Below are 24,589 nucleotides of genomic sequence, written 5' to 3' on the forward strand. Positions count from 1 at the left end.
AGGGGCAGAATCTCACCGAAGGCAAATCGCATGAGCCATGGTATCAGCAACGGGGCGGAAGAAGGACCGGCTCTCGAACCCTCGTCGAGCCGGCGAGACCTTCAGCCTGTTCCGCATCGCTCTCCCTGGCGCTTCCTGCCGATTTCGCTTCTGCTTGCGGGCGGCGTCCTGAGCTATGCCTACGGCCTGCAGGACTATGTTTCGCTGTCTGCGCTCGCCGACCAGCGCGAGACGCTCGCCGCCCATGTCGCCGCCCATCCGGTCAGTTCGGTTCTCGTCTTCTTCGCGATTTATGTCGCGGTGGTGGTCTTCTCCATTCCGGCGGCATCGGTGCTCACGATCTCCGCGGGCTTCCTTTTCGGCTGCCTTGCCGGCGCAGCCATTACGGTTCTTGCCGCCACACTCGGGGCTTGCCTGCTATTCATCGCCGCGCGCGGCGCCTTCAGCGACATCCTGAGGCGCCGTGCCGGCGGCGTCCTGGAGCGCCTTGCCGATGGCTTCCGGGACAACGCCTTCCTTTATCTCCTGATCCTGCGCCTCGCGCCGATCTTTCCTTTCTTCCTGATCAATATCGCGCCTGCCTTCTTCGAGGTGAAGCTGCGCACCTATGCGCTCGCGACGGTGATCGGCATCGTGCCGGGCACTCTCGCCTATACCTGGCTCGGCCGCGGCCTCGGCGACGTGATCGCTTTTGCTGCTGCAAGCGGCCGCGAACTCGCCCTTTCCGATTTCGTCACTACGGACGTTTCGCTGGCGCTGGTCGCGCTTGCGTTCATTGCGGCGTTGCCTCTGGCGTTCAGGCTAATACAGTCGCGCCGCAAGCAGGCGTGACGCAGTCGAGGGGCAGGCAAGCGTGGGCAGGATACTGACACCCGATATATGTGTGATAGGCGGCGGTGCCGCCGGGCTCTCCGTGGCCGCCGGGGCGGCCGCTTTCGGCGTGCCCGTCGTTCTGGTCGAGCACGGCCGGATGGGCGGCGATTGCCTCAATTACGGCTGCGTGCCGTCAAAGGCCCTGATCGCAGCAGCCAAGCATGCGGAAGCGATCCGCAAGGCTGCGGAATTCGGCATTGCCGCGGCGGGACCGGTCGTCGATCACGAGCGGCTGACGGCGCGCATACAGTCCGTCATCGAAGGCATCGCGCCGCATGATTCCGTAGAGCGCTTCACCAGCCTCGGCGTCGAGGTGATCAAGGAAACGGCCCGCTTCGTAGACGACCGCACGGTCGCTGCCGGCGACCAGCTGATCCGCGCCCGCCGCTTTGTGATCGCCGCCGGCTCCTCCCTCGCCATTCCCCCGATTCCTGGACTTGCGGAGACGCCGTTTCTCACCAACGAAACGCTCTTCGGCCTGAAACGCCTGCCGCGACATCTCGTCGTCATCGGCGCGGGCGCGGTCGGCCTGGAGATGGCCGCGGCTCACCGCCGATTGGGTGCCGATGTCACGGTCGTGGACAGGGCCGCGGCTCTATCCGGCCAGGATCCCGAGCTGGCGGCGATCGTGCTCGACGGGCTGCGTGCGGAAGGCATGCTCCTGCACGAGCGCACGGAGATCCGCTCGGCGGAGCAAACGGAGACGGGCGTCCGGCTTTTCTGCGAGAACGAGAGCGGCCCTTTCGAGGTCGAAGGGAGCGACCTGCTGGTGGCTGCCGGTCGTGCCCCCAATCACGGACCGCTCGATCTCGATGCGGCCGGCATCCGCCACGGGCCGAAGCACATAGAGGTCGGGGCGGACCTGCGGACGAGCAACCGCCGCGTCTATGCGGTCGGAGATGCGGCGGGCGGCCTCTTCACGCATCAGGCGAGCTATCACGCCCGGCTGGTGCTGCAGCAGATCCTTTTCCGCCTGCCGGGACGCGAGAGGGCGGCCATCGTTCCGCAGGTGATCTTCACCGCGCCCGAACTGGCGCAGGTGGGGCTGACGGAGGAGCGCGCGCGGGAGACCGCCCCGGGGGGCAGAACCGTTCGCCTGGACTTTTCCGCGAATGATCGCGCCCGCACCGACGGATTGGATCGAGGGCTGATAAAGATCGTCGTCGGCAGGCGCGGGCGGATACTCGGCGCCGGCATTGCAGGCCCTGGAGCGGGGGAGATGATCGGTCTCTGGGCCTTCGCCGTCGCCAACCGCCTGACCCTCAGGCATTTCCAGACTTATGTCGCACCCTATCCGACTCTCTCGGAGATTGGAAAACAGGCGGCTATCTCCTATTATTCCCCCATGGCGCGAAATCGCCTTCTGCGGACTGCGATCCGGTTTCTGCGGAACTTCGGCTGATCCAGGGAATCTTTTGGGCTTATGGTAGAAGACGCACGTCCGGCCAATGCGAGTGCGGCACCTCGAGGGGCGGTCGGCTTTCTTGGCGGGCTTTCCGGTAAATTGCTGCTGCTGACGGTCGCCTTCGTGATGCTGGCCGAGGTACTGATCTTCGTGCCTTCCGTCGCCAATATGCGCATTCGCTGGCTTCAGGACCGCCTGAACACCGTGGCGGCGGCCGCCGTCGTGGTCGACGGGCTTCAGAATGTCGAGCTGCCCCGCGCCGTGCAGCGCGAGACCCTGATGGCGACCGGGACCAAGGCCATCGTCATCCGCCGCAAGGACGCCTCCCGGATGATCGCCAGCGTCGACATGCCCCCCGCGATCGACGGCGAATACGACATAGCCAACTTCACGGCTCTGGGCGCGATCCGGGACGCCTTCGACACGCTCATCTTCGGCGGCAACCGGGTGGTGCGCGTCTATGGCCCGCTGGGCGAAGGCGAGGCGACGATCGAGCTGGTGATGAAGGACGCCAAGCTGCGCACGGCCATGCTCGTCTATTCGCGCAACGTCTTCCTCCTGTCGATCGTCATCTCGCTGATCACCGCGGCGCTGATCTTCCTGGCCATCAATCGCATGCTGATTCTCCCGATCAGGCGGCTGACCAAGAGCATGCAGGAGTTTTCGGACGAGCCGTCGAGCCCCGAGCGCGTGCTGGTGCCGCCGAAAGGCAAGGACGAACTGGCGGTCGCCGGTCAGCACCTGGCGAGCATGCAGCGCGAATTGCAGAGAACCCTGAAGCAGCAGAAGAGCCTTGCGGAGCTCGGCCTCGCCGTTTCCAAGATCAACCACGACATGCGCAACATCCTGTCCTCCGCGCAACTCATTTCCGATCGCCTGGCCGACGTGGACGATCCCGTGGTCAAGCGCTTCGCGCCGACATTGCTCCGGACCATCGACCGCGCTGTCGGCTATACGCGGGAAGTGCTCTCCTACGGCCGCACGACGGAGGCCGAGCCGCATCGCCGTTTCCTGGCGCTGCGGCCGCTGGTCGAGGACGTAGCCGAACTGCTCGCCGTCGATCGCCAGGACGGTATCGAGTTCGAGATACAGATCCGCGACGACATCGAGGTCGACGCGGACAGCGAGCAGCTGTTCCGCATCGTCCACAATATCTGTCGCAACGCGGTCGAGGCGCTGGCCAATTACAAGCCGGAGGATGGTTCCGAGCGGCGGATCTCGGTTTCGGCGTTGCGTACCGGCAGCGTGGTGACGATTTCGATCGACGATACAGGCCCCGGCATGCCTGCAAAGGCACGCGAAAATCTCTTCGCCGCCTTCCGCGGCTCGGCGCGCTCCGGCGGAACGGGCCTGGGTCTGGCAATCGCCCGCGAACTGGTGCTCGCCCATGGCGGAACGATCGCGCTCGTCGAAAAGCCCACTCCCGGCACGCTGTTTCGCATAGAACTGCCGGACCGCCCGGTGCGGCTCGATGCCTTCCGCGCCAAGGGACGTTCCTGATATTCCGTCCCTTCCCGGCATCGTCGTAAAAATGAAATTTTTTTCCGAAGGCGCTTGCAATCGCCGAAAGGACGCTTTAGAGGATCGCCACGCAAGCGGTGGTCACCGCTTCCAGGCACGCACCCGTAGCTCAGCTGGATAGAGCACCAGACTACGAATCTGGGGGTCAGGAGTTCGAATCTCTTCGGGTGCGCCATTCTTTCCAATTGTCGAACGCCACGATATTTTGCCTTTTTGGCCACTATGTTGCCTATGGGACGGGAAGCTTCCCTTTCCAACCCTGCAGCCCATGGATCGCCCTGACACAAGTTTGGCTGTTGGCGGCAACTTTTGCGCCAAAGCGGAGCGGACTTAGGATGCGTGCCACTCTATTCGAGCGAGCTCGATGGCGCTTGATCACATAACCAATCGTGGAAGGCGGTGACCTCGTACCGGCGAAGAGCTTTCGGTGCCGCCACGGCATAGTACGCCCATTTCACCGGCCATCTCACCTGAGGCATCAGATGAACCAGGCGGCCGCTTTCCAGCTCTTGCGCCACGAGCGCCTTTCTTACCAGCGCCACGCCTCTGGCGGCGACAGCCGCATTGATGACGGCTGCGGTCGAGTTGATCTTCAGACCGCCATCGTCGGGAGGCTGGTTCGCTCCTGCGCGCGCCAGCCAGTCCGCCCATGACGGGAAATCTCCCCCGGGATGCGACGTCCCGTCATGTACCAGGGTCTGTCCCACGATCCAGCCAGCAGTCACATCCCTGTCGATCGGTAAAAGACGCTGATGGCATACCGCGATGATCTCCTCACCCATGAGGAAGGTCGACTTCACACCTTTCCAGTTGCCTAGGCCACATCGGATGCCGATATCGGCATCTCCTTGAGCGAGGTCGATCACGCGGTCGGAGACGTCGAGACGTACATCGATGTTCGGGTGTTTCGTGGTGAAGTCGTCGAGCCGCCCGAGCAGCCAGTTCGCGACGAGCGCCTGGGATGCCGTCACGACGACGACCGTGCGCGCCTTGCGCCCGCGCAACTTCCGCAGACCTGATTCCAGAAGGTCTAATCCCTGCGAGATGTCCTCGAGAGCTTCCTTTGCCTCGTCCACGGGCATCAGGCGTTCGGCCCCGGACCGCGTTCGCCGGAAGAGCGGATAGCCGACCCAATCTTCCAGGGAGCGAACGAGCTGCCCTACGGCGGGCGGGGTCACGTCGAGTTCCGTGGAGGCCCCGACGAAGCTTCCGTGTCTTGCCGAAGCTTCGAGAGCCTGCAGTGATTTGAGCCTCGTGAGATTCCTCATGTGTGATCCGTTCTCCACCTACGAGAAAGATTTTCTTTGTTTCCGATATCGTTTGTTTTCCTCGTCAATGCAATTGCGAGAGGACATTCGTAGATCCTTAGACGGAGGTTCACGCATGATACTTCAAGGCAAGACGGCACTAGTGACAGGCGGATCGAGCGGGATTGGTCTCGCGGCAGCGAAGATGCTCCGGGAGAATGGGGCACGGGTCGCGATCACGGGCAGATCGGCGGAAAAGCTTCAGGCTGCAAAAGCGGAACTGGGCAACGATATTCTCGCCATTCAGGCGGACGTGTCGTCGCTCGCCGATCTCCATCGGATGAAGACCATTCTTGCGGAGGAATTCTCGACGCTGGACATCCTGTTCGCGAACGCGGGCGTGGCTATCGGGACGCCGCTCGCCACCGTGGACGAGCATACCTACGCCACGATCATGGATACGAATGTGAAAGGCGTCTTCTTCACCGTGCAGTCGGTGCTGACGCTGATGCGCGAGGGCGGCTCGATCATTCTCAACACGTCATGGCTCAACCAGGTGGGAACTCCTGGCCGCGCAATATTGTCCGCCTCCAAGGCCGCTGCCCGCTCGTTCGCGAGGACGATGTCGGCTGAACTTCTGGACCGCAGGGTCAGGGTGAACGCCGTCAGCCCAGGCTCGATCGAAACGCCGATCCACCGCGGCAGAAACCAGACGGAAGAGGAGTTCCGCACGTACGCCGAACGCGTCGGCGGCCAGGTGCCGATCGGGCGCATGGGCAGACCTGAGGAGATCGCGGCCGCTGTCCTTTTCCTTGCCAGCGACGCATCGAGCTACATGCTCGGCGCGGAGATCGTCGTCGACGGCGGCAGGTCGGAGCTTTGACATGCTGATCAACGAAGACCTCACCAAGCCCGTGCTCATACACGCCGACCGGATCGATTGGGTGCCAAGCCAGCCAAGGGCGTGGACCGCCGCATGCTGTTCAGGATCGGCGAGGAGAAGGCGAGAGCGACATCGATCGTTCGTTACGCGTCCGGCAGCCGGTTCGCGCGCCACGAACACACGGGCGGAGAAGAGTTTCTCGTCCTGGATGGCGTCTTCCAGGACGAGAGCGGAGACTTCCCGGTCGGCACCTATGTGCGCAATCCTCCAGGCACGGGTCATGCTCCGGGCAGCGACGAGGGTTGTGTCATCCTGGTCAAGCTCTGGCAGTTCAGGGCCGACGATCGGGAAAGGGTCGTCTGCCGTCCGGGCGAAGGCGAGGAAGCGCAGCTTCGGCCCGGCGTGTCGTCCTCCCGCATCCTCTTCGATGGGAAAGACGAGCAGGTGATGATGGAGGAGTGGCAGCCCGGCGCTGCTGTGGAGGTTGCCAACCCGCATGGTCTCGAACTCCTTGTTCTCGGCGGAGGTTTTACCGTCGAAGGCGACGTTCTCGACCACTGGTCATGGCTGCGCCTACCTGCCGGACAAGCGGTTCGGGCCAAGGTCGGAAACGATGGCGCCCGCGTCTGGATGAAATCTGGCCCGCTCCTCCATGAAGACGTCGTGAGGTTCGAAGACGCCGGAACGACGAAGGACAAGTAACATGAGATCATACGAAGTCGCCGTCGTCGGCGCGGGCCTCGCGGGACTGTATGCGGCCTGGGCGCTCAAGGCTTCGGGAGTCGACGCCTTGGTCATCGAGGCACGCGAGCGTATCGGCGGTCGTGTCTTCTCCGCTGATGCCTCCGGCAATTCATCGGAAGACGGATTTGACTTAGGTCCTTCCTGGTACTGGCCGCAGATGCAGCCCGCGATGGCAGACCTGGTCGCTGAATTCGATCTTCAATCATTCGTCCAGCACAGCGAGGGCGAAGTGGTCTTCGAACGATCTCCGAGCCAGAGGCCCCAACGCTTCCCGGCTATGATGCAGGAGCCACCATCGATGCGGCTCGCCGGCGGGACGGCAGCGGCGGTGCGGGCACTCGCCCGCGAGCTTTCGCCTGACAGCATCCTTCTCCGCACGAAGGTGAAGGGGATGATGCTCGTGTCAGCGGGTGTCCGGCTGACGGTCGAGAACGCCAGCGGCGAGCAAGATATCATCGACGCCGGCCATGTCATCGCAGCGCTGCCGCCGAGGCTCATCGAGGCTACAATCACGTTCAGCCCGGCGCAGGAGGGCGCGACCGCCGGACGGTGGCGCGACACGCCGACCTGGATGGCGCCGCACGCCAAGTTCTTCGCAATCTACGACCGGCCGTTCTGGAGAGCCGCAGGCCTTTCCGGGACGGCGCAGAGCATAGCGGGTCCGATGGCCGAGATCCACGACGCCACGACGGCTTCCGGAAGGGCTGCTCTCTTCGGATTCATCGGGGTAGGCGCGGAACAGCGCGCAGCAGTCAGCGAGGAAACTTTGAAGATTGCGTGCCTGGTCCAGCTCGAGCGGCTGTTCGGTCCCGCAGCCCGCAGTCCTATCGCCACTTTATTGAAGGATTGGGCCGTCGATCCCCTGACGGCCACCTCGACCGATCTTGTCGCCGCCGGGCATCCCGTCGTTCGCGACGACGCGTGGGTGACGGGGGGTTGGGATGGACGGCTGAGCCTCGCCGGGAGCGAAACCAGCCCCACCGAACCCGGTTATCTCTCCGGGGCGGTCACGGCTGCCCAGCGCGCTGTCTCCCAGTATCTATCGAAACAAGGTGCCAGATGAGCGCAGTAGAGGCCAGTGCGGTCGAGACGACCGCACGACGCAATGCATGGGTTTTGACGGTTGCCCAATCGCTTGGCGGTGCAAACGCTCCGATCGTCATCTCGCTCGGCGGCTTGGTCGGGCAGCACCTTTCTCCCGATCCGGACCTGATCACGCTGCCCGTCAGTCTGCTGAATCTTGGATTGGCGCTCGGAACCCTTCCGGCCGCTTACGTCATGAGGCGCTTCGGCCGCCGTTCAGGCTATCTGACAGGTGCGGGAATTGGCCTTATCTCAGGGCTGATCGCGGCTCTCGGTATAGCATTGAGCAGCTTTATCATCTTCTGCCTCGGAACTGCTCTTGCTGGCTTCTATTCCTCGTATGTCCAGAGCTATCGCTTCGCCGCGGCGGACAACGCGACGGGTGCCGAGAGCCAGAAGGCCATTTCCCGCGTTCTTGTCGGCGGACTGGCGGCGGCGATCATCGGACCGCAACTTGTCATCTGGACTCGAGACGCATTCCCTGGCACTCCCTTCGCGGGCAGCTTCATCAGCCAGGCGGCACTGGCGGCTCTCGCCATTCCCGTCCTCCTGATGTTGCATCAGCCGTCGAAGGTGAAAGTTTCAGACATGGAAACCGACGGTGGACGCCCGCTCCTCAGCATTCTAACAACCCCGCGCTATCTGCTCGCCATCGCGACCGGCGTCGTCTCCTATGGTTTGATGACCTTCGTGATGACGGCATCGCCGATCGCCATGGTCGGCCACGGCCACTCGGTGGACCAAGCGGCCCTGGGCATTCAGTGGCATATCCTTGCCATGTACGGGCCAAGCTTCTTCACCGGCAAGCTGATGGTTCGCTTCGGCAAGGAGAAGGTTGCCGCCGTTGGCCTTCTCCTGATCGGATGTTCGGCTGCCGTCGCACTTTCCGGGTTCGATATCGCCCATTTCTGGATGGCCTTGATCCTGCTCGGCGTGGGCTGGAATTTTGGGTTCATCGGGGCGACGTCGATGGTCGCCGACTGCTACAGACCGTCCGAGCGCAGCAAGGTCCAGGGAGCGAACGACTTTCTGGTCTTCGGTACGGTTGCCTGCGCGTCCTTCTCCGCCGGCTCCCTCCTCCACAGTTCGGGATGGGAGACGATCAACTGGGTCGTGCTTCCCGCGGTGGCTCTTGTGCTGGTCCCGCTTGTCTGGCGGTCGGCGAGACCGATTCGCGCCTAGGCGAGAGCGGCAGTGCCGCTTTCGAATATGGCGGGATCATCCAGAATGTTGGCGGTGAGCATAGCGCCTTCGAGCGTCGCGAGAACCTGGATCGCGGCGTCCTTCCGAAGACCCCCCTCGACAAGTCGTTGGATGCCGAGATTGAAGAACCGCTTCACTTCGTTCCTGACTTCGTCGGCGAGATCGTGGGAGGTCGCCCCCATCGCTCCGCAAAGACACATCCTGCCGTCGCGTGCGAGTGCGTCGCGGAAAACCTGACGCCACGCCTGGACGATGTCCCGGCCAGCTTGGACTTTTTCGTCTACTCCCACGAGAAACCGATCCGTGTAGCGGCGGGCGACCGCCGCGGCGAGCTTCTCCTTGGTGGGAAAATGGTAGTGGACGCTGGAGCTCTTGACCCCGACGTCCGCCGCGATCTCCCGGAAACTGAAGCCGCTATAACCCGCGCCTCGAATGCGCTCCTCGGCTGCATCCAGGATCGCGTCTCTCATTTCGCTCATCACAACCTCGTTTGTCTATCTAATGATAGATAGGGGTTGCGCAGAAGGAAATCAATCTCTATGTAGGTCTCCTCTATCTATCGATAGATAGGCAACAAGGAGATCATTATGCGATTTGAAGGCAAGGTAGTAGCGATCACCGGCGGCGGCTCGGGTATCGGCAAGGAGACGGCGGCACGTTTCGTGGCCGAAGGTGCGAAGGTCGCCATCAACGGCCGTGATCTTGGCAAACTTGAAGCAGCGGCGAAGGAAATCGATCCGAGCGGCAAGAACCTCGTGGTTTCCGCCGGCGATATCGCAAAGCCCGAAACCGGAGCAGCGCTCGTCGAGGCAGCGGTCTCACGGTTTGGCGGCCTGGACGTTCTCGTGAACAATGCGGGCGTCTTCAACCCCAAGCCGTTCATTGAACTGACCGAGGCGGATTACGACTGGTATCTGGACACGATCCTCAAAGGCAAGTTCTTCACGGCTCAGGCCGCTGCCAAGGCAATGAAGGACAAGGGCGGCGCAATCGTCCAGACCGGCTCCATGTGGGCGATCCAGGCGATCGGCGCGACGCCGTCGGCTGCCTATTCCGCCGCCAATGCCGGCGTGCACGCCATGGTCCGCAATCTGGCGATCGAGCTTGCGCCATACAACATCCGGATCAACGCAGTCGCCCCGGCCGTCGTCGAGACGCCCGTCTACAACACCTTCTTGTCCGATGATCAGGTCAAGGAGGTTCTGCCGACGTTCAATTCGTTCCATCCGCTCGGCCGCAACGGCCAGCCGCGTGATGTCGCCGAGGCGATCCTCTTCCTCGCTTCGGAGCAGGCTTCGTGGATTACCGGCACGATTCTCCCGGTCGATGGCGGCGTGACCGCCGGACGTCAGTGAGGGAGAGGGCCATGAACAACATGCAGGATTGGAACGCCTACCGGGATGCCCTCATCGGCCGGGTCGGCGACTTCGCGAAACTCAGCCCCGACGTGCTGCGCGGCCTGAACACGATCGAGAACAGCGGCAACAATACTGGCAAGCTCGAGCCGAAGATGCACGAGTTGATCGCGCTGGCCGTCGCGGTCACGACGCGCTGCGATGGCTGTATCGCCGTCCATTCCAAGAAGGCCGTCGAACTGGGAGCTTCGAAAGGCGAGATCGCCGAAGCTTTGGGAGTGGCGATCGCATTGAACGCCGGCGCGGCGCTCACCTACTCGGCTCGTGTCTTTGACGCTGTTGAAAGCCTGCCGGAGAAATGAGGAATAGGGTAGCGCTAGATTGTCTAGCGCTACCTTCCCACCAACGCGGATTTCCGTTTGTGGCCCGTGACGTCAGGACTATGGGAGTTTTGCTGTACGCGGCAAAATTTAACCTCTTGTTTCTCAATGGGTTACACTATGTCCAGAGGCAATTTATCGCGGCAAACGACATCAATTATCTCCGCCCTAAGGTTCGTTGTCATCTGCAAGTCCTCGAAATGTTGAACGGCTCTGCGTAGGCTGAGCGTCATTGTCTCGCGCGCGACCAAGACGATCTTCGGCGCCCGCGACAATTCCGCTCCATCGACTTCGCCGGCGAGCAGTCCCCCTCCTGTTAGCAGGTCGTAAAGCTCAACGCCGCGGCCTCCGGCGTATCAGGTGCTGCATCCATTCACATGATCCTGTCGCAACGGCCTCGGCAAACCCGAACGCTCATTGTCTCGGAGCAAGGCCGTCTAGCAGGAAGTCGAGGCCCTTCCGGAAGGCGCCGTCCCAATCGTTGTCCAGCAGCAGACGGGAGCGTCCGATCGTCGCGTAGTGTTCGTTGAGGCATGTAAGGCGCTGCTGTGCCGCGGCCCTGTCATCGTCCGAGACGTCAAAGCTCGCCCGGGTGACGGTGGCGCCCATCACATAGTTCCAGAGCGACCATATCGCGACGTTCAGATCTGCGTCGGCTACACCGGCTCCGGACAAGGTTCTGCCCAGCAGTTCCAGGCGGCTGAGAATGTTCGGGCCGAGCGCCCGGCGCGGCAGCAGAGATGCCGACCAGGGATGGCGCAGCATGCTGGCGCGCCAGTCCTCGAGCATGTGAACGACTTCTCCGCGCCAGTCCTGAGACTCAACCGTTTGTGGCGGTCTACGGTATTCGAGCACCGAGTCCAGTGCCAGATCGAAGACATCCTCCTTGTTGTCGACGTGCCAGTACAGGCTCATCACGCCCGAGCCGAGGCGATCGGCCAGCCGACGCATCGTCAATCCGTCTATCCCGTGGGCGTCCAGCAGCTCTACCGCGGTCGCCACGATACGCTGCCGGGAGAGAGACGGTTCACTGCGCGCCTCCTGCGCGGACGGTGGCGATACACCTGTCCGCTGAGGCCGTTTGCTCCGGGCGCCGCTGCGTTTGGCCGTCATCCGTCTTCCTTGCTGATCAGAATGCCGATTTAAGCCGACAAGGCCACGAAAGTCGATCCTGAACGGTTGACTCGTACTATGTACGATGCGAGTGAATGGTACACCGTACGAGTCATCAGATCATGCGGCAGTAAAAGTTCAATCCCGAAGGCGGCGAGGTTCATTGCGCGCAGCCCCGGACCCGAGAGAAAAACATGTCACGCGCAATCACGCATCTGCTTATCGGAGGGCTGATCATCATGACCACCGGCGTTCCCACTGCCACGACAGCGAATGAGAATGATCTCAAGCTGACCATCGTCAACCCGCAAAACCTCTACGACCCGACGCCGAACGGCTACAGCACGGCAGTGATCGTGCCCCGCGAGGGCCGGGTGGCCTATATCTCCGGGCAGGGCGGCCAGGACAGCAGCGGAGCCTTGTCGCCGGACTTCGCTGTCCAGGTCGAGCAGGCCTATGCAAATCTGCGCACGGCCCTCGATGCGCTCGGTGCCAGGCCGGATCAGGTCGCCAAGCTCACGGTCTTCGTCGTCGATCACGACATGTCCAAGCTTGAGGTGCTGACCAGCAACGTCAAGAAAATGTTCGGCGCCGCGCTGCCGGCGCAGACTTTGGTTCCCGTTCCCAAGCTTGCAATCGACCCCATGCTCTTCGAAGTCGAAGCCGTTGTCGTTCTGAAATAGTCGCGACGAGATATCAGGCGCGCATGCCAACGGGGGCGGGTGCCATGGGTAGAAATGGCGAACGCCGCCGGCCTGCACGGATCGGCAGCGTCTCGAAAGTCCCCGTCGATGTCCTCCGCTTGATAGGCATCTTCTGCTTGGTATATATCATGATAGATATCGAAAGCGGAGGTTACCGTGGCAACCAAAACAGCCAAGATATTTGCCAGCGGCCGCAGCCAGGCCGTCAGGCTCCCTGCAGAGTTCCGCTTCGAGGGCAGCGAGGTGTTCGTTCGTCGTGATCCGAAGACCGGTGATGTCATTCTGTCACGCAAGCCGGATTCATGGGACGGTCTTTTTGAACTCTATGGCAAGGATCAGGTCGGGGACGACTTCCTCGGCCGGCCGACCGCAAGCAGCCTTCGTCACCGAGGGGGAGTTGCTCTACGGTCTCGCCAAGCGAGGCTATCCGAGGACGCTGTCTGAACGGGTCAGGCAATTCCTTCTTCGTGTAGACGTGTTGCCCTGGGATCGCGCTGCCGCCCGAAGCTATGGCGACCTGCGCGCTGCCTGTGAAGCCAAGGGCGCGGCTCTCGCGCCCCTCGATATGATGATCGCTGCTCATGCGGTCGCCTTCGATGCGGTCCTTGTGACCCGCGACAGAGCTTTTACACGGATTGCGGAGTCCCTGAAGACGGACGACTGGACGGACCAAAAACTGAAATGAACCGGATCGAGAAGCTGCCGCCTGCCTTTGAACGCTTCGACAAGATGCTGGGCGTGCTCGATTTCGCGGTCTTCGAGAATGCAGGCGGTACGGAGGAGGAGGTCCTTTCGGCAGTTCCGCAGGCGTTGCGCCACTTCCATAGGTTCGATGCCGGGAAGCTGCGCTCTCTGGGAAGCCGGCGCATCACCGAAAAGGCATTCTTCGGCGACTGGTACGACCCGGACAGCGGCAACCTGCTGAGGCTCGGCCGCTATAAGACCGCCGACGGGCGGCAGTTGACGGATCCGGTCTTGAGCTCGCTTGACGGTGTGAAGATCATGTCGGGTGGAAGCTCCTGCCCCGAAACCGGCGGGCAGTTCGCCTACGCTTTCTCCAGTCCGCCCTATCCACTCGACGCCAGGCCCGGCGAAGTTCAGGCGGTGTTCGACGAGATCAGGGATTTCATTTTGCCGCCGCACCGCGCGAGCGAAATTCTCGACTGGTCCGACATGCGGCTGCCGGAGGTCTCGGACTATTTCGATGACGGCGCCGAATGGTGGGGCGCCTTCCTGTTCAGTGTCCACATACCATCCATGCGGCGCCTCACCATCATTGCCGGCTCGACGACGGACTGAGCGCCGGATTCCCGCCGGGGCTCGTTTGATTTCCTCATTCCGCTCTATCGAAAAAGTGCTATTGATTCCGCCGTTCGGGTCCGAGGGGCAGATGCGTCTGAAAGATTGTTATAATTTCCACGATTTCCGTCGGATGGCAAAGCAGCGCCTGCCGTCGCCGATCTTCAACTACATCGATGGCGCGGCCGATGACGAGGTCACCTACCGGCGCAATACGACTGCGTTCGAGGGCTGCGATCTGGTTCCGAATGTCCTGCGCGGCGTCGGCGATATCGACATGTCGGTGACGGTGATGGGCCAAAGGCTGGCGATGCCCGTCTATTGCTCGCCGACCGCGCTTCAGCGTCTGTTCCACCATCAGGGCGAACGTGCGGTGGCGGCAGCGGCGGCGAAGTTCGGCACGATGTTCGGCGTCTCCTCGCTCGGCACCGTCAGTCTGGAAGAGGCCCGGCGGATCTGCGACGGCCCGCAGGTCTACCAGTTCTACTTCCACAAGGATCGTGGGTTGAACCGCGAGATGATGGCGCGCGCCAAGCAGGCCGGCATCGAGGTGATGATGCTGACGGTGGACAGCATCACCGGGGGCAATCGCGAGCGCGACAAGCGCACGGGGTTTGCCATTCCTTTCAAGCTCAATCTCGCCGGCATCACGCAATTTGCGATCAAGCCCTCTTGGGCGGTCAATTACGTTCGCCATGAGCCTTTCAGGCTGCCGCAGCTGGAAAACCATGTCGATATGGGCCGCGGCGCGATGTCGATAAGCCGCTACTTCACCGAGATGCTCGATCCGTCGATGTCCTGGGACGACGTCGCCGAGATGGTGCAGCACTGGGGCGGCCAGTTTTGTCTGAAAGGCGTGATTTCGGTCGAGGATGCCAAGCGCGCGGTCGAGATCGGCTGCACCGGAATCGTGCTCTCCAATCACGGCGGGCGCCAGCTCGACGGTTCACGCACCGCATTCGACCAGCTTGACGAGATCGTTCAGGCCGTTGGAGACAGGATAGATGTGATGATGGACGGCGGCGTGCAGCGCGGCACCCATGTGCTCAAGGCGCTCTCGCTGGGAGCGAAGGCGGTCGGGCTTGGCCGCTACTATCTCTTCCCGCTCGCTGCGGCAGGACAGGCCGGCGTCGAACGGGCGCTGGAACTGATGCGCATAGAGATCGAACGCGGCATGAAGCTGATGGGCTGCTCGTCGGTCGACGAGCTTACAAAGGAAAACCTGCGTTTCCGGTGAGAATGCACCTTGCATTGCCGCGGCGCATGCGGATGACGCAGGCGGACTGAAGCCTGCCTCGTAAAAAATTTTTCCGAATCATCTCACCCTTTCAAGGGCAAGCGGCTTTTTCGGGCGCGCTCCATATGTCAGCCTGTGACCAGGCCCGCGGAACGCGGCTCGATATCTTGCGGATCACGAGACCTTCAGGAGGAAGCGGTTCCTCCGTCATTTTCGAGAGCGTTTCGAGGGTTGTACCGACGCACGAAGACGGCTCGTGACCGTGCTCATGTTCTTCCATAGGTTGAATGACGGTTTGCTGATCTGCGCTTCGGCGGAACGGGCAGCGGCGCTGAGTTCTGATGACGGCCACGAACTATCCCGCAATCAAATCCCCTAAAATTTTTCTGTTATTTGCATATAAGCGGCCAGTTCCGCAATTCCTGTTCGAAATCGGTCAGGGGAAGGCGAGTGCATGCCAGCAAACTCTAGAGATTTGGAAATGGTCGACCGGCGCGCGAACCGGTCGGGCAGGATATTATCGACGCATCTTTTGGTTGCGGCTGCAGGTCTGCTGGCGATTGCGCCGTCGGCATCCGCCGCGCCGCCCGCGGCCGGTACGGTCATCGGCAACCAGGCGGTTGCGACATACCAGTCGGCCGGACAGACCTTTTCGGTCACCTCGAACCGTGTCGAAACGACGATCAAAACGATCGCCGGAGTCCAGATCGAGAACGATACGAGCAAGGACGTCATTGCCGGCGGCAATGCGTTCTTCCCGCATACCGTCACCAACGTCGGTAATGCCGCCGACAGATACGATCTGACCACCTCCGAACTCGGCTCCGGTCTTTCCGTGGCCGGCATCTATGCCGACGACGACTGTGACGGCGTACCGAATACGCTGACGGCGATCACCCGGACGGGGTCGCTCAACCCGGGCGAAAGCGCCTGCGTGGTCGTCGAGGTCAATGTCGCGCCGGGGGCGACCGGCAGCCCCACGCTCAAGATCACCGCCGCCAGCACGCTCGAAACGGCTGGCAATTTCGTTTCCGGCACGCCGAACCAGCCGAACGACTCCGATACGGACACCGTAAACGTCGTGGATGGCGCCGTTCTGCAGTTCACCAAGAACATGAGCCTCGCCGCAGATGGAGATAGGGACGACTCGGGCTCTCTCACACCCGGCGACAGGGTGCGTGTCCGTTTCAACTACTCCAATACCGGCGGAGCCGATGCCACGCAGGTGGAAATCTCGGACGTCCTGCCTGACGAGCTCGTCTACGTGGCGGGAACGGGCAAATGGTCGGACGGCGGCACGATGAACGAAGGGGGCGGCGCTACGCCAGACCACACGAACGGCCAGGGCCACACGATATTCTATTCCTATGACGAGACCCTGGGCCTCAAGGCTGTTATCTCCACCCTCCCGGTCGGCAAAACGAGCTACATCGAATTCGAAGCGAGCGTCGCGGATGGTGCGGCCGGCACGATTGCGAACACCGGTACGATCGATTCGGACCAAACCGGTCAGCAAAGCTCGAACGAGGCACGGCTTACGGTCGACAATGGCGACGCAATCGCCGTGACCCTGGCCGATCGTTCGGCAGCCGACCCGGCCTATGCCGGCCGCTCGAAGAGCGACCTGCCGGACGACAATCTCGGCGGCAGCGTGATTTCCGCTACGGACGGGGACGGGGAGGCAAACGACACCATCGCCCATGTCGCGGGCTATCTGTCTTCGAGCACGCCGGTGCCCTTCGAAGTGATCATCACGAACCACTCGAATACGGCGCAGCGTTTCAACTTTTCCGCCGCGCCGGGCAATTATCCCGAGGGGACGACCTTCACTTTCGCCACGGACGGTGCGCCGATCCTGGATACGAACGGTGACGGCCAGCCGGACATACAGGTGGCTGCCAACACCGTGTCGAAACTCTCCGTGCGCGCAAACCTCCCTTCCGGCTCCGCCCGGTCGGCGGGCCAAGAGGCTTGGGAGGCCACGGTGACGGCCACCGCGATCGCCAACCCGGCCGTGTCGAACCAGACAAGGCTGCGGATCGAGGCCGCCGTCGGCGGCGGCACCGTCGATCTGCAGAACGCCGAAGGGAAGGCGTCGGGAGGCGCCGTTGACGATGAGGGCGAGCCCTGGACGACCGTCGACACCAACCCGGGGGAGGCTGCAGAATTCACCCTCGTCGTGGTCAACAAGCGTTCGGTACCCGACAGCTTCAACCTGTCCTTCAGCGAAACGAACTTCGCGTCCGGCGCCATGCCCGCCGGGTGGCAGGTCGTGTTCAGAAACGCCGACGGCGAAACGGTGACGAACACCGGTGTGATCGGTCCCGGCGCCTCGGCGACGTTCACGGCGCGGGTGACTCCTCCGGCGTCTGCTTCGCCCAGTTCACTCGGCGAAACGAATGTCTACTTCCGTGCCGCTTCGACGAGCAGCCCTTCGGTTGTCGATACGAAACTGGACCGGGTCACCGTCAGGCAGCGGGTCGATCTCGCGATCAGCACCGACCAGACCGCACAGGCGGCGCCGGGCGGGGTGGTGGTGATCACCCACCTGCTGGAGAACCGCGGTAACGTGTCGATCAAAAACGGCGCGATCGGCTATGACCCGGCATTTCCGAGTTTCGCCGAGTCCCTTTGGCATGACATTAACGGGAACGGTGTATGGGATTCGAGCGATACGCTCGTAAACAGCCTCGCCGATATCGTCGGCGAGGGGAGCTTCGCTCCGGACGATACCGCGCTTCTGTTCTCGCGGGTTCAGGTGCCTTCCACCGGGGCGAGCGGGCTTTCCGAGAGTGCGAAGATCGTCGTCGGCACCAATCTTACCGGGCCCGGCGGCGCATCGGTAACCGACCAGAACACGGGCAACAACGCGGTCACTGAAACCGTCACTGTGGTGTCCGGCAATGTCACCGTTACCAAGGGCCAGGCGCTCGATGCCGATTGCAACGGCGAGGCGGACGTCGACTTCAGCCCACACCCGCAGGCTGCCGCTCCCGGCGAATGCATCGTCTACCGGGTCACGGCAGTCAATGTGGGGACCGCAAACGCCGATGAGCTGAAGATCGACGACGCGGTTCCCGCATACACCACCTATGTCGGCTCGTCGGCCGTCGCGGAGGGCGGCTCCTCGGCGTCCGTATCCCAGCAGCCGGACAACCGCGCGACCGGTGCCATTCAATCCAAGCACGACACCTTAAGCCCCGGCCAGAAGGCGACGCTCACGTTCCGAGTCCGGATCGATCAATAGCGTTCGTCGAAGATCGAGCGGGCGGGCCCGGTCCCGTCCGCTCGAAGGTCGCTGCATGAGGACAATCGGAAAGACAATGCCGGTAACGTATCGGGCACTTGGCAGATTTATCGTCGTCCTGGCGGCGCTTGCCTCGATGTTCCCGGCTGCCGCTATCTCCGCCCCTCCGCCCGCCGCGGCCCGGATCGAGGCGCGGGCGAGCGTTACGTATTTCAACGCCCAGCTGGGCATTCAGGAGTCCGTATCGACCAATATCGTGATCACCCGCGTCAAAGAGGTGAAGAGCATCGAAACGGTCTTCGATCAGACCGTCTATCTGGCACCCGGTTCGATCGGTCAGTTCGCATTCTACATCCGCAATGTCGGAAACGTGGCGGTCAGTCCGTCGGCAGTTACAGAGCAGCTTTCCGGCGATGATGCCGACCTCGCCGAGGTCGCCGCCATCATAGACCAGAATCGCAACGGCGCCGCCGACCCGGGCGAGTGGGAACTCACGCCCGACATGGCGATCGAGCTCGCAGCCGGCACCGAGCTACCCGTGATCGTGCAGTTCGAAACGCCGGCTGCCGGGGAGGAGGGCGACACGGCAGGCGTGCGGCTGAGCGCAAGAGACGGCGACGCTGCCGGCGCGGCCACCGGCATGGCGGTCATTTCCTCCGCGGGCCTCGTTCTCGAAAAATCGGCCAACCGCGACGAAGTCCCGGCCGGCGGTACGCTTCGCTATAGCCTGCGGCTGCGAAACAACGGCGTCATTGCCACCCCAGGCTACTCGCAGATAGAGGGAAACGCCATCCGGGTGGACGGGTCGCCCGCGTCCGGCGTTCTGGTGCGTGATCCGCGGCCGCTCAACACCCGCGTCACCGCGGTGTCGGCGACGGGCGGCTTCATCGGACTCTATCATATCGAAGGACAGCCGCAGCACAGCTACGTGAAGGCGCCCCCCGGGGATAGGTCGAAGGTGGACGCGGTCGCCTTCTTCAGGGCGGGCGATTATCCGGCCGGTTTCTCCGCCAACCTCGAATTCGAGGTCGCCGTCGCCGGGAACATCCAGCCGGGCGCGATCCTCAATACGGCTTCCACCTGGCAGAAGGTCGGTGGCGACTGGGTCAAAATAAGTTCCAATCTCGTCAAGACACCCGTCGAGGGCGGCAGCGCCACGCTGACCTACACGGCACCCGACGGAACGCCGATTACGAGCGCGGCGCTCGACAGCAACGTGCGGCTGAAGCTGGATGCGGCCGCGTGCAACATCACGGACGGTGTGGACCGGATTCCGATCAGAATTGGCACCGATCCGGAGGCCGATCTCGAGACGGTGCTGGCGACGGAAACGGGGTCGAATACCGGCCTTTTCACCACCACGCTCATTCCAATCCAGCGGGTGCTGCCGGCGGTGGAGGGCGATAACATCCTGTCCGGGGACCGGAGCACGAAGGCGTCCGCAAGCGCCACCTGCGGCAGCCAAAACGTATCCGCCGTACTTACCGTCAATCCCGGCGGTTTTGTCTTTCACTCCGCCAGCAACGCGGCGGTCTCCGGCGCAACCGTCATAATCCGCAATGCCTCCGGCGCCGAGATAGAGCGTACCGTGTCCGATGTGAGCGGCTTTTACGTCGTGAGCGCTGCCGACACTGCAGGAACGTACCGGATCGAGGTGCTGCCGCCCGAGGGACTGGCCTTCCCCTCGACGCGAACGACCTTTCCCGCCTGGGGCCGCAACCTGGACCCGGATGCCTCCTACGGGCGGCCGTTCAAGACGACGGGCCCCTTCACCGGTGTCGATATTCCGGTCGATCCCGACGGCTCCGCGGCGCTGCGGCTGGAACAGTCGGTCGACCAAGCCATCGCAGCGCCCGGCGACATTCTGGTCTATACGCTCACCCTGACCAACACCACCGGCATTGGACTTTTGGACGCCTTCATCCACGCCGGTTTGCCGAAGGGCATCACCTACCTGGAAGGCACGCTCCGCCTCGACGGCAAACCCGTCAAGGTCTCGGGATTTCCGGGCCGGAACCTCGTTTTCGACGTCGGATTCGTCGGACCCAACGGTGCGGTGACGCTGACCTACATGGCGGTCGTCGACCCGACTGCCAGCGGTCAACTCGCCAATATCGCCCATGCGTCAGGTCATCTGGCCGGCAGGGGGGCCGTGCGTTCCAATGATGCGCGCGCCGTGGTGCGCATCGAACGCGACGGCGGCGTCTTCAGCGACGAGGGTGTCGTCCTCGGCAAAGTCTACATCGATTTCAACGAAAACGGGCGGCAGGACCGTTATCTGCCGGCCGGGGGGGATTCGGCGAAAGGCGCTCTCGAGCATGCGGAGCCCGGAATTCCGGGCGTCAAGCTTCAATTCTCGACCGGGGCGAGCGTGGTGACCGACATCGAAGGGAAATATTCGATGCCGGGATTGCCCCCCGGGGCGCATGTCGTCGCCATTTCGACGGCCACGCTGCCGGCGACGGTCGAATCCCGCTCGACGTCGGCGCGCGACGCGCTGAGCCCCCGCAGCCGCTATCTGCGCATGCTGCCGGGGCAGGTGGCGAGCGAATATTTCGCGGTCACGCCCCGAAAGGGGGTCAGCCGCGACGAGGTTCTCGCCGAACTCGAAGCCCGCAGGCAGGCCTATGCCGAAAATGTGGATCCGGACGGGAATGCTCCGGTTCCGGAACGGCTGGAACTCGGGGGCGAGGAGTGGGTCGACTACTTCGGGCGCCTTTCGTCGTCCCGCGGCGAAGCGACGAAGAACACCGAAACGCAGATCGTCGCGCGGGACCGGTCCGAGAACGGCAGGCCGCCCGCGGCCGCGGACACCGGCACGCCGAAAGCGTTGGCTCTCGAACGCACGCGCGATTTGGAGGCCGAGATCAAAGGACTGTCCGCCGAGCTCGGCTTTCTCGACCTGGAGTCCGACAGCCTGCTCAACAGCGATATCGTTTCCATCCGCGTGAAGGGGCCGGCTGAGGGCAAGCTCGGGCTCAACCTCAACGGCAAGCCGGTTTCCGAAGGACAGGTCGGTCAGCGCGTCGTCTATTCGGCAGGAGGCGTTCAGGCGGCTGAATATGTCGCGGTCCGTCTCGAAGGCGGCCGCAACACGCTCGAGGCCACGTTCTCGGATCCTTTCGGCAATGTCCGCGGGCGCAGGGAAATCACGGTCCTTGCGGCGGGCCGCCCGGCGAGGATCGAACTCGTCGCGCCGCCCGCCGCCTTCGCCGATCCGGCCTCGCCCATCCCGGTCCTGATCCGCTTCGTCGATGCCGAGGGCGTGGCCACCGAGGCCTCCATGGACGTGACGCTCGAGGCGTCCGGTCAGGGCCGGTGGGGAGCCGACGACATCCGCACGAACGAGCCGGGGGTTCAGATCTTCGTCGACAAGGGGGAGGCACTTGTCGACTACTATCCGCCGGCGCTCTCCGGCACGCACAGGATCGCCGTGCGCAACGGCCTCGGCCGCTTCGAGACCGAGGTCAAGCTTCTGGCCGACGACAGCAGGAGGATCATCGCCGGTGTCGTGGAGGGCGTGGTCCGGCTGCCCGGCAGCGTCGAGCCCGCCACGGGACTGGAGGGCTTCGACGGCGTCACGACCGGCGTGGACGGCGAGCTCTATCTGCAGGGCAAGATCAAGGGCGATGCTCTGCTGACGCTGCGTTACGACGGTGATCTCGATACCGAGGAGCGGCTGTTCCGCGACATCGATCCCGAGCGATACTATCCCGTTTACGGCGACGCGTCGGAGCGCGGCTATGACGCCCAGTCCCGCTCCCGGCTCTACGTGAAAGTCGAGAAGGGTCTCAACTACGTTCTCTACGGGGACATAGACATCTCTCCGCAGGCGAGCGAGTTTCAGCTCGGCTCCCATAGCAGGCTGCTGACCGGTGCCCGGGCCCATGTCGAAGCCGGTCCCGTCACCATCGATCTCTTCGCCGGGCGAACGGATCAGAGCCAGGTCATACGCGAGTTCCGCGCCGAGGGGTTGTCGGGTCCCTACGATCTGGATCTGACGGGCTATGCGGAAGGCTCGGAACAGGTCGAGGTGATCACGCGCGACCGGCGCCAGCCCTCGGTGGTCGTCGATACCGTGCTCCTCAAGCGCTTCGACGACTATCGGCTGGACTATTTCGGCAACTCGATCATCTTCAATGCGCCGGTCCCGGCTTTCGACGGCGACGGCAACCCGAACTTCATCCGCGTCACCTACGAACTCGAGACGGACGGTGACCCCTACTGGGTCTATGCCGGAGAGGCGCGCTACAGGGTAAACGACCGCATCGCCGTCGGTTACCGCGAAATACGCTCCGAAGCGGAGCGCAGCTTCGACGATCGCCGCACCGTGCGCGCGGGATATGTGTCGGCCGATCTCGGCGCCTATGGAAAAGCCGAGGTGGAGGTGGCGCAGACCGTCGACAAGGATGGCGAAACCGGCCTTGCTTCGCGCCTCGGCTACGAGGTCAAGAGAGAGCGTGTCACGCTCCGCGTAGGCGCCGCCCGGGCCGACGAGGATTTCGCCGAGGGCTCGTCTCTCTCCCCCGGCAGTGCCGAGGTGAACGTGTCGGCCGACTGGAACGTCTCGCCCCGCCTCAAGATCACGACGTCGGCGCTCTACGACCAGCAGATGCCTTCGGGCAACGAACGCTTCGGTGTCGAGGTGCTGCCGAGCTGGATGATCAATCCCGAGCTTACCGTCTCGGCCGGCATGCGCTTCGTCCGCCTCGAGCCGGGCGACGGAGAGGAGCCGCGGTCCGTTCCCTCGGGCGTTCTCGGAGCCGAGTGGAGCCCGGCTGCCCTGCCCAGCGTGGCCCTCAAAGGCGAGGTCGAGGCAGACCTCACCGACTTCTCGCATCTGCGTGCTCTCCTGGAGGCATCCTATCAGGTGAACGAGCGCGTGAAGGTCTATACGGGCGTCGATTGGGCTACGAGCGGATCGGAATTTCTCGATTTCTCAAGCGCCGACGGTGCGACCGGAACGATGAAGACCGGCGTCGAATACCGTCTCAACGACGACGTGAAGACTTTTGGGGAGATGCGCGGCGGTTCGCAGACCGGCTTCGCGGGCGGTGTCGCCGGCGACTGGGAGATCGGCCATTGGGATCTGCCGGGCTGGATCGCTGGCGAGGACACGCGCGTCTATGCGAGCATCGAGCGCTTCCAGCCCTACGATCTCGACGAACTGATCGGGCTGCCTTTCGGCGTGGACGACGACGAGGACACGCCGCAGACCACGCTTGCGGCCGGCTACCTCGCAACGCTCCGCGACGGAAACGCCCGGCTTGGCCTCGGTGCCGAACTGTCCTTCAAGGACGGTGGCTATACGGCCTATGGCCAGCAATATTGGAGCCAGCGGGCCGGCGGGTGGACCTGGGCCGTCGAAAACCGCCTGGCCACGGCGGACACCGACACGCAACAGCGCCTGCGCGATCACCTGCGCATCGGCGCCGCGCTCAGGCCAGACGAGGAGAGCATCGACGCCCTGTTCCTCGGCGGCATCAGGGTGGAGCGCGACTTCGCCACCGATATCGATGCCGACACGGCCTACTGGTCGGCCGCCGGTTCCTGGGCGCTCGGCACGGATACGCGCATCACAACCAAACAGGCCGGGCAGTTCCAGGCGAAGTCGGTCGGCGACGTGACCGGTGACACCTTCGTCCTCCTCGCGCAAACGGGTGTCGAGCGGGACTTCGAACTGGAGGATGAGCTGCGCCTGCGGCTGGGCTTCAACGGCACGCTCTTCTACGATCCCCTCACCGGTCAGAGCCACAGCGGCGTCGGAGCGGAGATCGGCTTCGTGCCGGCGAAGAACGTGGTCCTCGCTGCAGGCTATAACCTTACGAAGGTGAATGCCTCGAGCGTCTCCGAAATTTATACGGCTGGCCCCTATATCCGGCTCTCGATCAAGCTCGACGATTCGCTCTGGGGCTTTTTCGACCGTGCGGGTTTGACGGTGCCGGTCGAAGGGGAGAGCAGGTGATGCTCCGGGCACTCGGAAACCGGCTCCGGGCGAGAGCCTCCGCCCGTCCCGCTGCAGACGGATACCATATGGGGGCAACGATGTGGGCGATTGCCGCCTCGGCGCAGCTTCTAGCGCCCGGCGGACCGGCGCGCGCCAGCAGTTCGGCACCGGCGACGTCGGAATTGAGGTCAGGATCGCGAACCGGATGAACCATGCGGAAGGAAAGCAATTCTTGATGATCTCTCTGCCCCGTTTTGCCAAAAGCGCAACGGTCTTTCTCGTCAATGATGGCTCCCGGGTATATTTCGCCTGCTTCCGTGAGACGTTGCCGGGCAGCGGGCGGGTTCT

The 24,589-nt window shown here is 63.2% G+C and carries 18 protein-coding genes, 1 tRNA gene and 1 pseudogene; 17 read left to right on the forward strand and 3 right to left on the reverse strand.

Annotated features, from left to right (window positions below; all coding sequences use genetic code 11):
• Positions 1-30 precede the first annotated feature (30 nt).
• From BHD07_RS04105 to BHD07_RS04120, 4 genes are all read left to right on the forward strand, one after another.
• A complete protein-coding gene (locus tag BHD07_RS04105) occupies positions 31-831 on the forward strand; it encodes a TVP38/TMEM64 family protein (RefSeq protein WP_338277868.1) in 801 nt (266 codons plus the stop codon).
• Between the two features lie 22 nt (positions 832-853).
• Positions 854-2,275, forward strand: coding sequence for a dihydrolipoyl dehydrogenase family protein (locus BHD07_RS04110; protein ID WP_338277871.1), 1,422 nt, complete (start codon positions 854-856; stop codon positions 2,273-2,275).
• A gap of 21 nt (positions 2,276-2,296) precedes the next feature.
• Positions 2,297-3,778: a HAMP domain-containing sensor histidine kinase gene (locus BHD07_RS04115; RefSeq protein WP_338277874.1), complete on the forward strand. Its 1,482-nt coding sequence runs from the start codon at positions 2,297-2,299 to the stop codon at positions 3,776-3,778.
• A 119-nt stretch (positions 3,779-3,897) separates the two neighbouring features.
• Positions 3,898-3,974 (forward strand) — tRNA-Arg (locus tag BHD07_RS04120).
• A gap of 172 nt (positions 3,975-4,146) precedes the next feature.
• Here BHD07_RS04120 and BHD07_RS04125 read toward each other — a convergent pair.
• Positions 4,147-5,067 (reverse strand): LysR substrate-binding domain-containing protein, encoded by a 921-nt coding sequence (locus tag BHD07_RS04125; protein WP_338277876.1) that lies wholly within the window; start codon positions 5,065-5,067, stop codon positions 4,147-4,149.
• Positions 5,068-5,185: 118 nt separating this feature from the next.
• On the opposite strand from BHD07_RS04125, the gene BHD07_RS04130 reads away from it, so the two are divergent.
• The 4 genes and pseudogenes from BHD07_RS04130 to BHD07_RS04145 all read left to right on the forward strand — a co-directional run bounded on the left by BHD07_RS04130 (position 5,186) and on the right by BHD07_RS04145 (position 8,938).
• Complete coding sequence (locus BHD07_RS04130; protein WP_338279308.1) at positions 5,186-5,929, forward strand: SDR family oxidoreductase; 744 nt, start codon at positions 5,186-5,188, stop codon at positions 5,927-5,929.
• 1 nt (position 5,930) lies between these two features.
• A pseudogene (locus BHD07_RS04135) lies at positions 5,931-6,631 on the forward strand (cupin domain-containing protein).
• A gap of 1 nt (position 6,632) precedes the next feature.
• Positions 6,633-7,736, forward strand: a complete 1,104-nt coding sequence (locus BHD07_RS04140; protein WP_338277879.1) for a flavin monoamine oxidase family protein — start codon at positions 6,633-6,635, stop codon at positions 7,734-7,736.
• On the forward strand, positions 7,733-8,938 hold the full coding sequence (locus tag BHD07_RS04145; RefSeq protein ID WP_100669722.1) for an MFS transporter: 1,206 nt from the start codon (positions 7,733-7,735) through the stop codon (positions 8,936-8,938). The genes BHD07_RS04140 and BHD07_RS04145 overlap by 4 nt, the downstream gene beginning before the upstream one ends.
• On the opposite strand, the gene BHD07_RS04150 is transcribed toward BHD07_RS04145, so the two are convergent.
• Entirely contained in the window at positions 8,935-9,438 is a 504-nt protein-coding gene (locus BHD07_RS04150) for a TetR/AcrR family transcriptional regulator (RefSeq protein WP_275599960.1), read from the reverse strand. The two genes, BHD07_RS04145 and BHD07_RS04150, sit on opposite strands and share 4 nt — an antisense overlap.
• 108 nt (positions 9,439-9,546) lie before the next feature.
• Between BHD07_RS04150 and BHD07_RS04155 the strand changes: the two genes are divergently transcribed.
• Both BHD07_RS04155 and BHD07_RS04160 read left to right on the forward strand, forming a co-directional pair.
• A complete protein-coding gene (locus BHD07_RS04155) occupies positions 9,547-10,314 on the forward strand; it encodes an SDR family NAD(P)-dependent oxidoreductase (RefSeq protein WP_100669720.1) in 768 nt (255 codons plus the stop codon).
• A gap of 11 nt (positions 10,315-10,325) precedes the next feature.
• Positions 10,326-10,676 carry a carboxymuconolactone decarboxylase family protein gene (locus BHD07_RS04160; protein ID WP_379937047.1) on the forward strand — a complete coding sequence of 117 codons (351 nt, stop codon included), beginning with the start codon at positions 10,326-10,328 and terminating at the stop codon, positions 10,674-10,676.
• Between the two features lie 432 nt (positions 10,677-11,108).
• On the opposite strand, the gene BHD07_RS04165 is transcribed toward BHD07_RS04160, so the two are convergent.
• Complete coding sequence (locus tag BHD07_RS04165) at positions 11,109-11,807, reverse strand: TetR/AcrR family transcriptional regulator (RefSeq protein ID WP_338277885.1); 699 nt, start codon at positions 11,805-11,807, stop codon at positions 11,109-11,111.
• Between the two features lie 194 nt (positions 11,808-12,001).
• Here BHD07_RS04165 and BHD07_RS04170 point away from each other — a divergent pair, with 194 nt between their 5' ends.
• The 7 genes from BHD07_RS04170 to BHD07_RS04200 all read left to right on the forward strand — a co-directional run bounded on the left by BHD07_RS04170 (position 12,002) and on the right by BHD07_RS04200 (position 24,259).
• The gene (locus tag BHD07_RS04170) at positions 12,002-12,490 is read left to right on the forward strand and encodes a RidA family protein (RefSeq protein WP_100669718.1); all 489 of its coding nucleotides are present in this window, start codon (positions 12,002-12,004) and stop codon (positions 12,488-12,490) included.
• A gap of 177 nt (positions 12,491-12,667) precedes the next feature.
• Positions 12,668-12,955, forward strand: coding sequence for an antitoxin (locus BHD07_RS04175; RefSeq protein ID WP_338277888.1), 288 nt, complete (start codon positions 12,668-12,670; stop codon positions 12,953-12,955).
• Positions 12,837-13,196: a type II toxin-antitoxin system VapC family toxin gene (locus BHD07_RS04180; protein ID WP_338277890.1), complete on the forward strand. Its 360-nt coding sequence runs from the start codon at positions 12,837-12,839 to the stop codon at positions 13,194-13,196. Before BHD07_RS04175 ends, BHD07_RS04180 begins: the two co-directional genes overlap by 119 nt.
• Entirely contained in the window at positions 13,193-13,810 is a 618-nt protein-coding gene (locus BHD07_RS04185) for a hypothetical protein (protein ID WP_338277891.1), read from the forward strand. Before BHD07_RS04180 ends, BHD07_RS04185 begins: the two co-directional genes overlap by 4 nt.
• A gap of 91 nt (positions 13,811-13,901) precedes the next feature.
• Entirely contained in the window at positions 13,902-15,047 is a 1,146-nt protein-coding gene (locus tag BHD07_RS04190; protein ID WP_100670024.1) for an alpha-hydroxy acid oxidase, read from the forward strand.
• 553 nt (positions 15,048-15,600) lie between these two features.
• The gene (locus BHD07_RS04195) at positions 15,601-18,294 is read left to right on the forward strand and encodes a hypothetical protein (RefSeq protein ID WP_338279311.1); all 2,694 of its coding nucleotides are present in this window, start codon (positions 15,601-15,603) and stop codon (positions 18,292-18,294) included.
• Between the two features lie 76 nt (positions 18,295-18,370).
• A complete protein-coding gene (locus tag BHD07_RS04200) occupies positions 18,371-24,259 on the forward strand; it encodes a hypothetical protein (protein WP_338277893.1) in 5,889 nt (1,962 codons plus the stop codon).
• The last annotated feature ends 330 nt before the right edge of the window (positions 24,260-24,589 follow it).

Source organism: Sinorhizobium sp. KGO-5 (genome assembly GCF_036245905.1).
Taxonomy (GTDB): Bacteria; Pseudomonadota; Alphaproteobacteria; order Rhizobiales; family Rhizobiaceae; genus Sinorhizobium; species Sinorhizobium meliloti_A.

What these genes read in the sequence shown, in the direction of transcription:
- BHD07_RS04155 (WP_100669720.1), top strand. Translation starts at nt 9,547, where the DNA reads ATGCGATTTGAAGGCAAGGTAGTAGCGATCACCGGCGGCGGCTCGGGT.
- BHD07_RS04180 (WP_338277890.1), top strand. Translation starts at nt 12,837, where the DNA reads ATGGCAAGGATCAGGTCGGGGACGACTTCCTCGGCCGGCCGACCGCAA.
- BHD07_RS04200 (WP_338277893.1), top strand. Translation starts at nt 18,371, where the DNA reads ATGCCGGTAACGTATCGGGCACTTGGCAGATTTATCGTCGTCCTGGCG.
- BHD07_RS04105 (WP_338277868.1), top strand. Translation starts at nt 31, where the DNA reads ATGAGCCATGGTATCAGCAACGGGGCGGAAGAAGGACCGGCTCTCGAA.
- BHD07_RS04170 (WP_100669718.1), top strand. Translation starts at nt 12,002, where the DNA reads ATGTCACGCGCAATCACGCATCTGCTTATCGGAGGGCTGATCATCATG.
- BHD07_RS04165 (WP_338277885.1), bottom strand. Translation starts at nt 11,807, where the DNA reads ATGACGGCCAAACGCAGCGGCGCCCGGAGCAAACGGCCTCAGCGGACA.
- BHD07_RS04190 (WP_100670024.1), top strand. Translation starts at nt 13,902, where the DNA reads ATGCGTCTGAAAGATTGTTATAATTTCCACGATTTCCGTCGGATGGCA.
- BHD07_RS04160 (WP_379937047.1), top strand. Translation starts at nt 10,326, where the DNA reads ATGAACAACATGCAGGATTGGAACGCCTACCGGGATGCCCTCATCGGC.
- BHD07_RS04150 (WP_275599960.1), bottom strand. Translation starts at nt 9,438, where the DNA reads ATGAGCGAAATGAGAGACGCGATCCTGGATGCAGCCGAGGAGCGCATT.
- BHD07_RS04185 (WP_338277891.1), top strand. Translation starts at nt 13,193, where the DNA reads ATGAACCGGATCGAGAAGCTGCCGCCTGCCTTTGAACGCTTCGACAAG.
- BHD07_RS04115 (WP_338277874.1), top strand. Translation starts at nt 2,297, where the DNA reads ATGGTAGAAGACGCACGTCCGGCCAATGCGAGTGCGGCACCTCGAGGG.
- BHD07_RS04145 (WP_100669722.1), top strand. Translation starts at nt 7,733, where the DNA reads ATGAGCGCAGTAGAGGCCAGTGCGGTCGAGACGACCGCACGACGCAAT.
- BHD07_RS04125 (WP_338277876.1), bottom strand. Translation starts at nt 5,067, where the DNA reads ATGAGGAATCTCACGAGGCTCAAATCACTGCAGGCTCTCGAAGCTTCG.
- BHD07_RS04140 (WP_338277879.1), top strand. Translation starts at nt 6,633, where the DNA reads ATGAGATCATACGAAGTCGCCGTCGTCGGCGCGGGCCTCGCGGGACTG.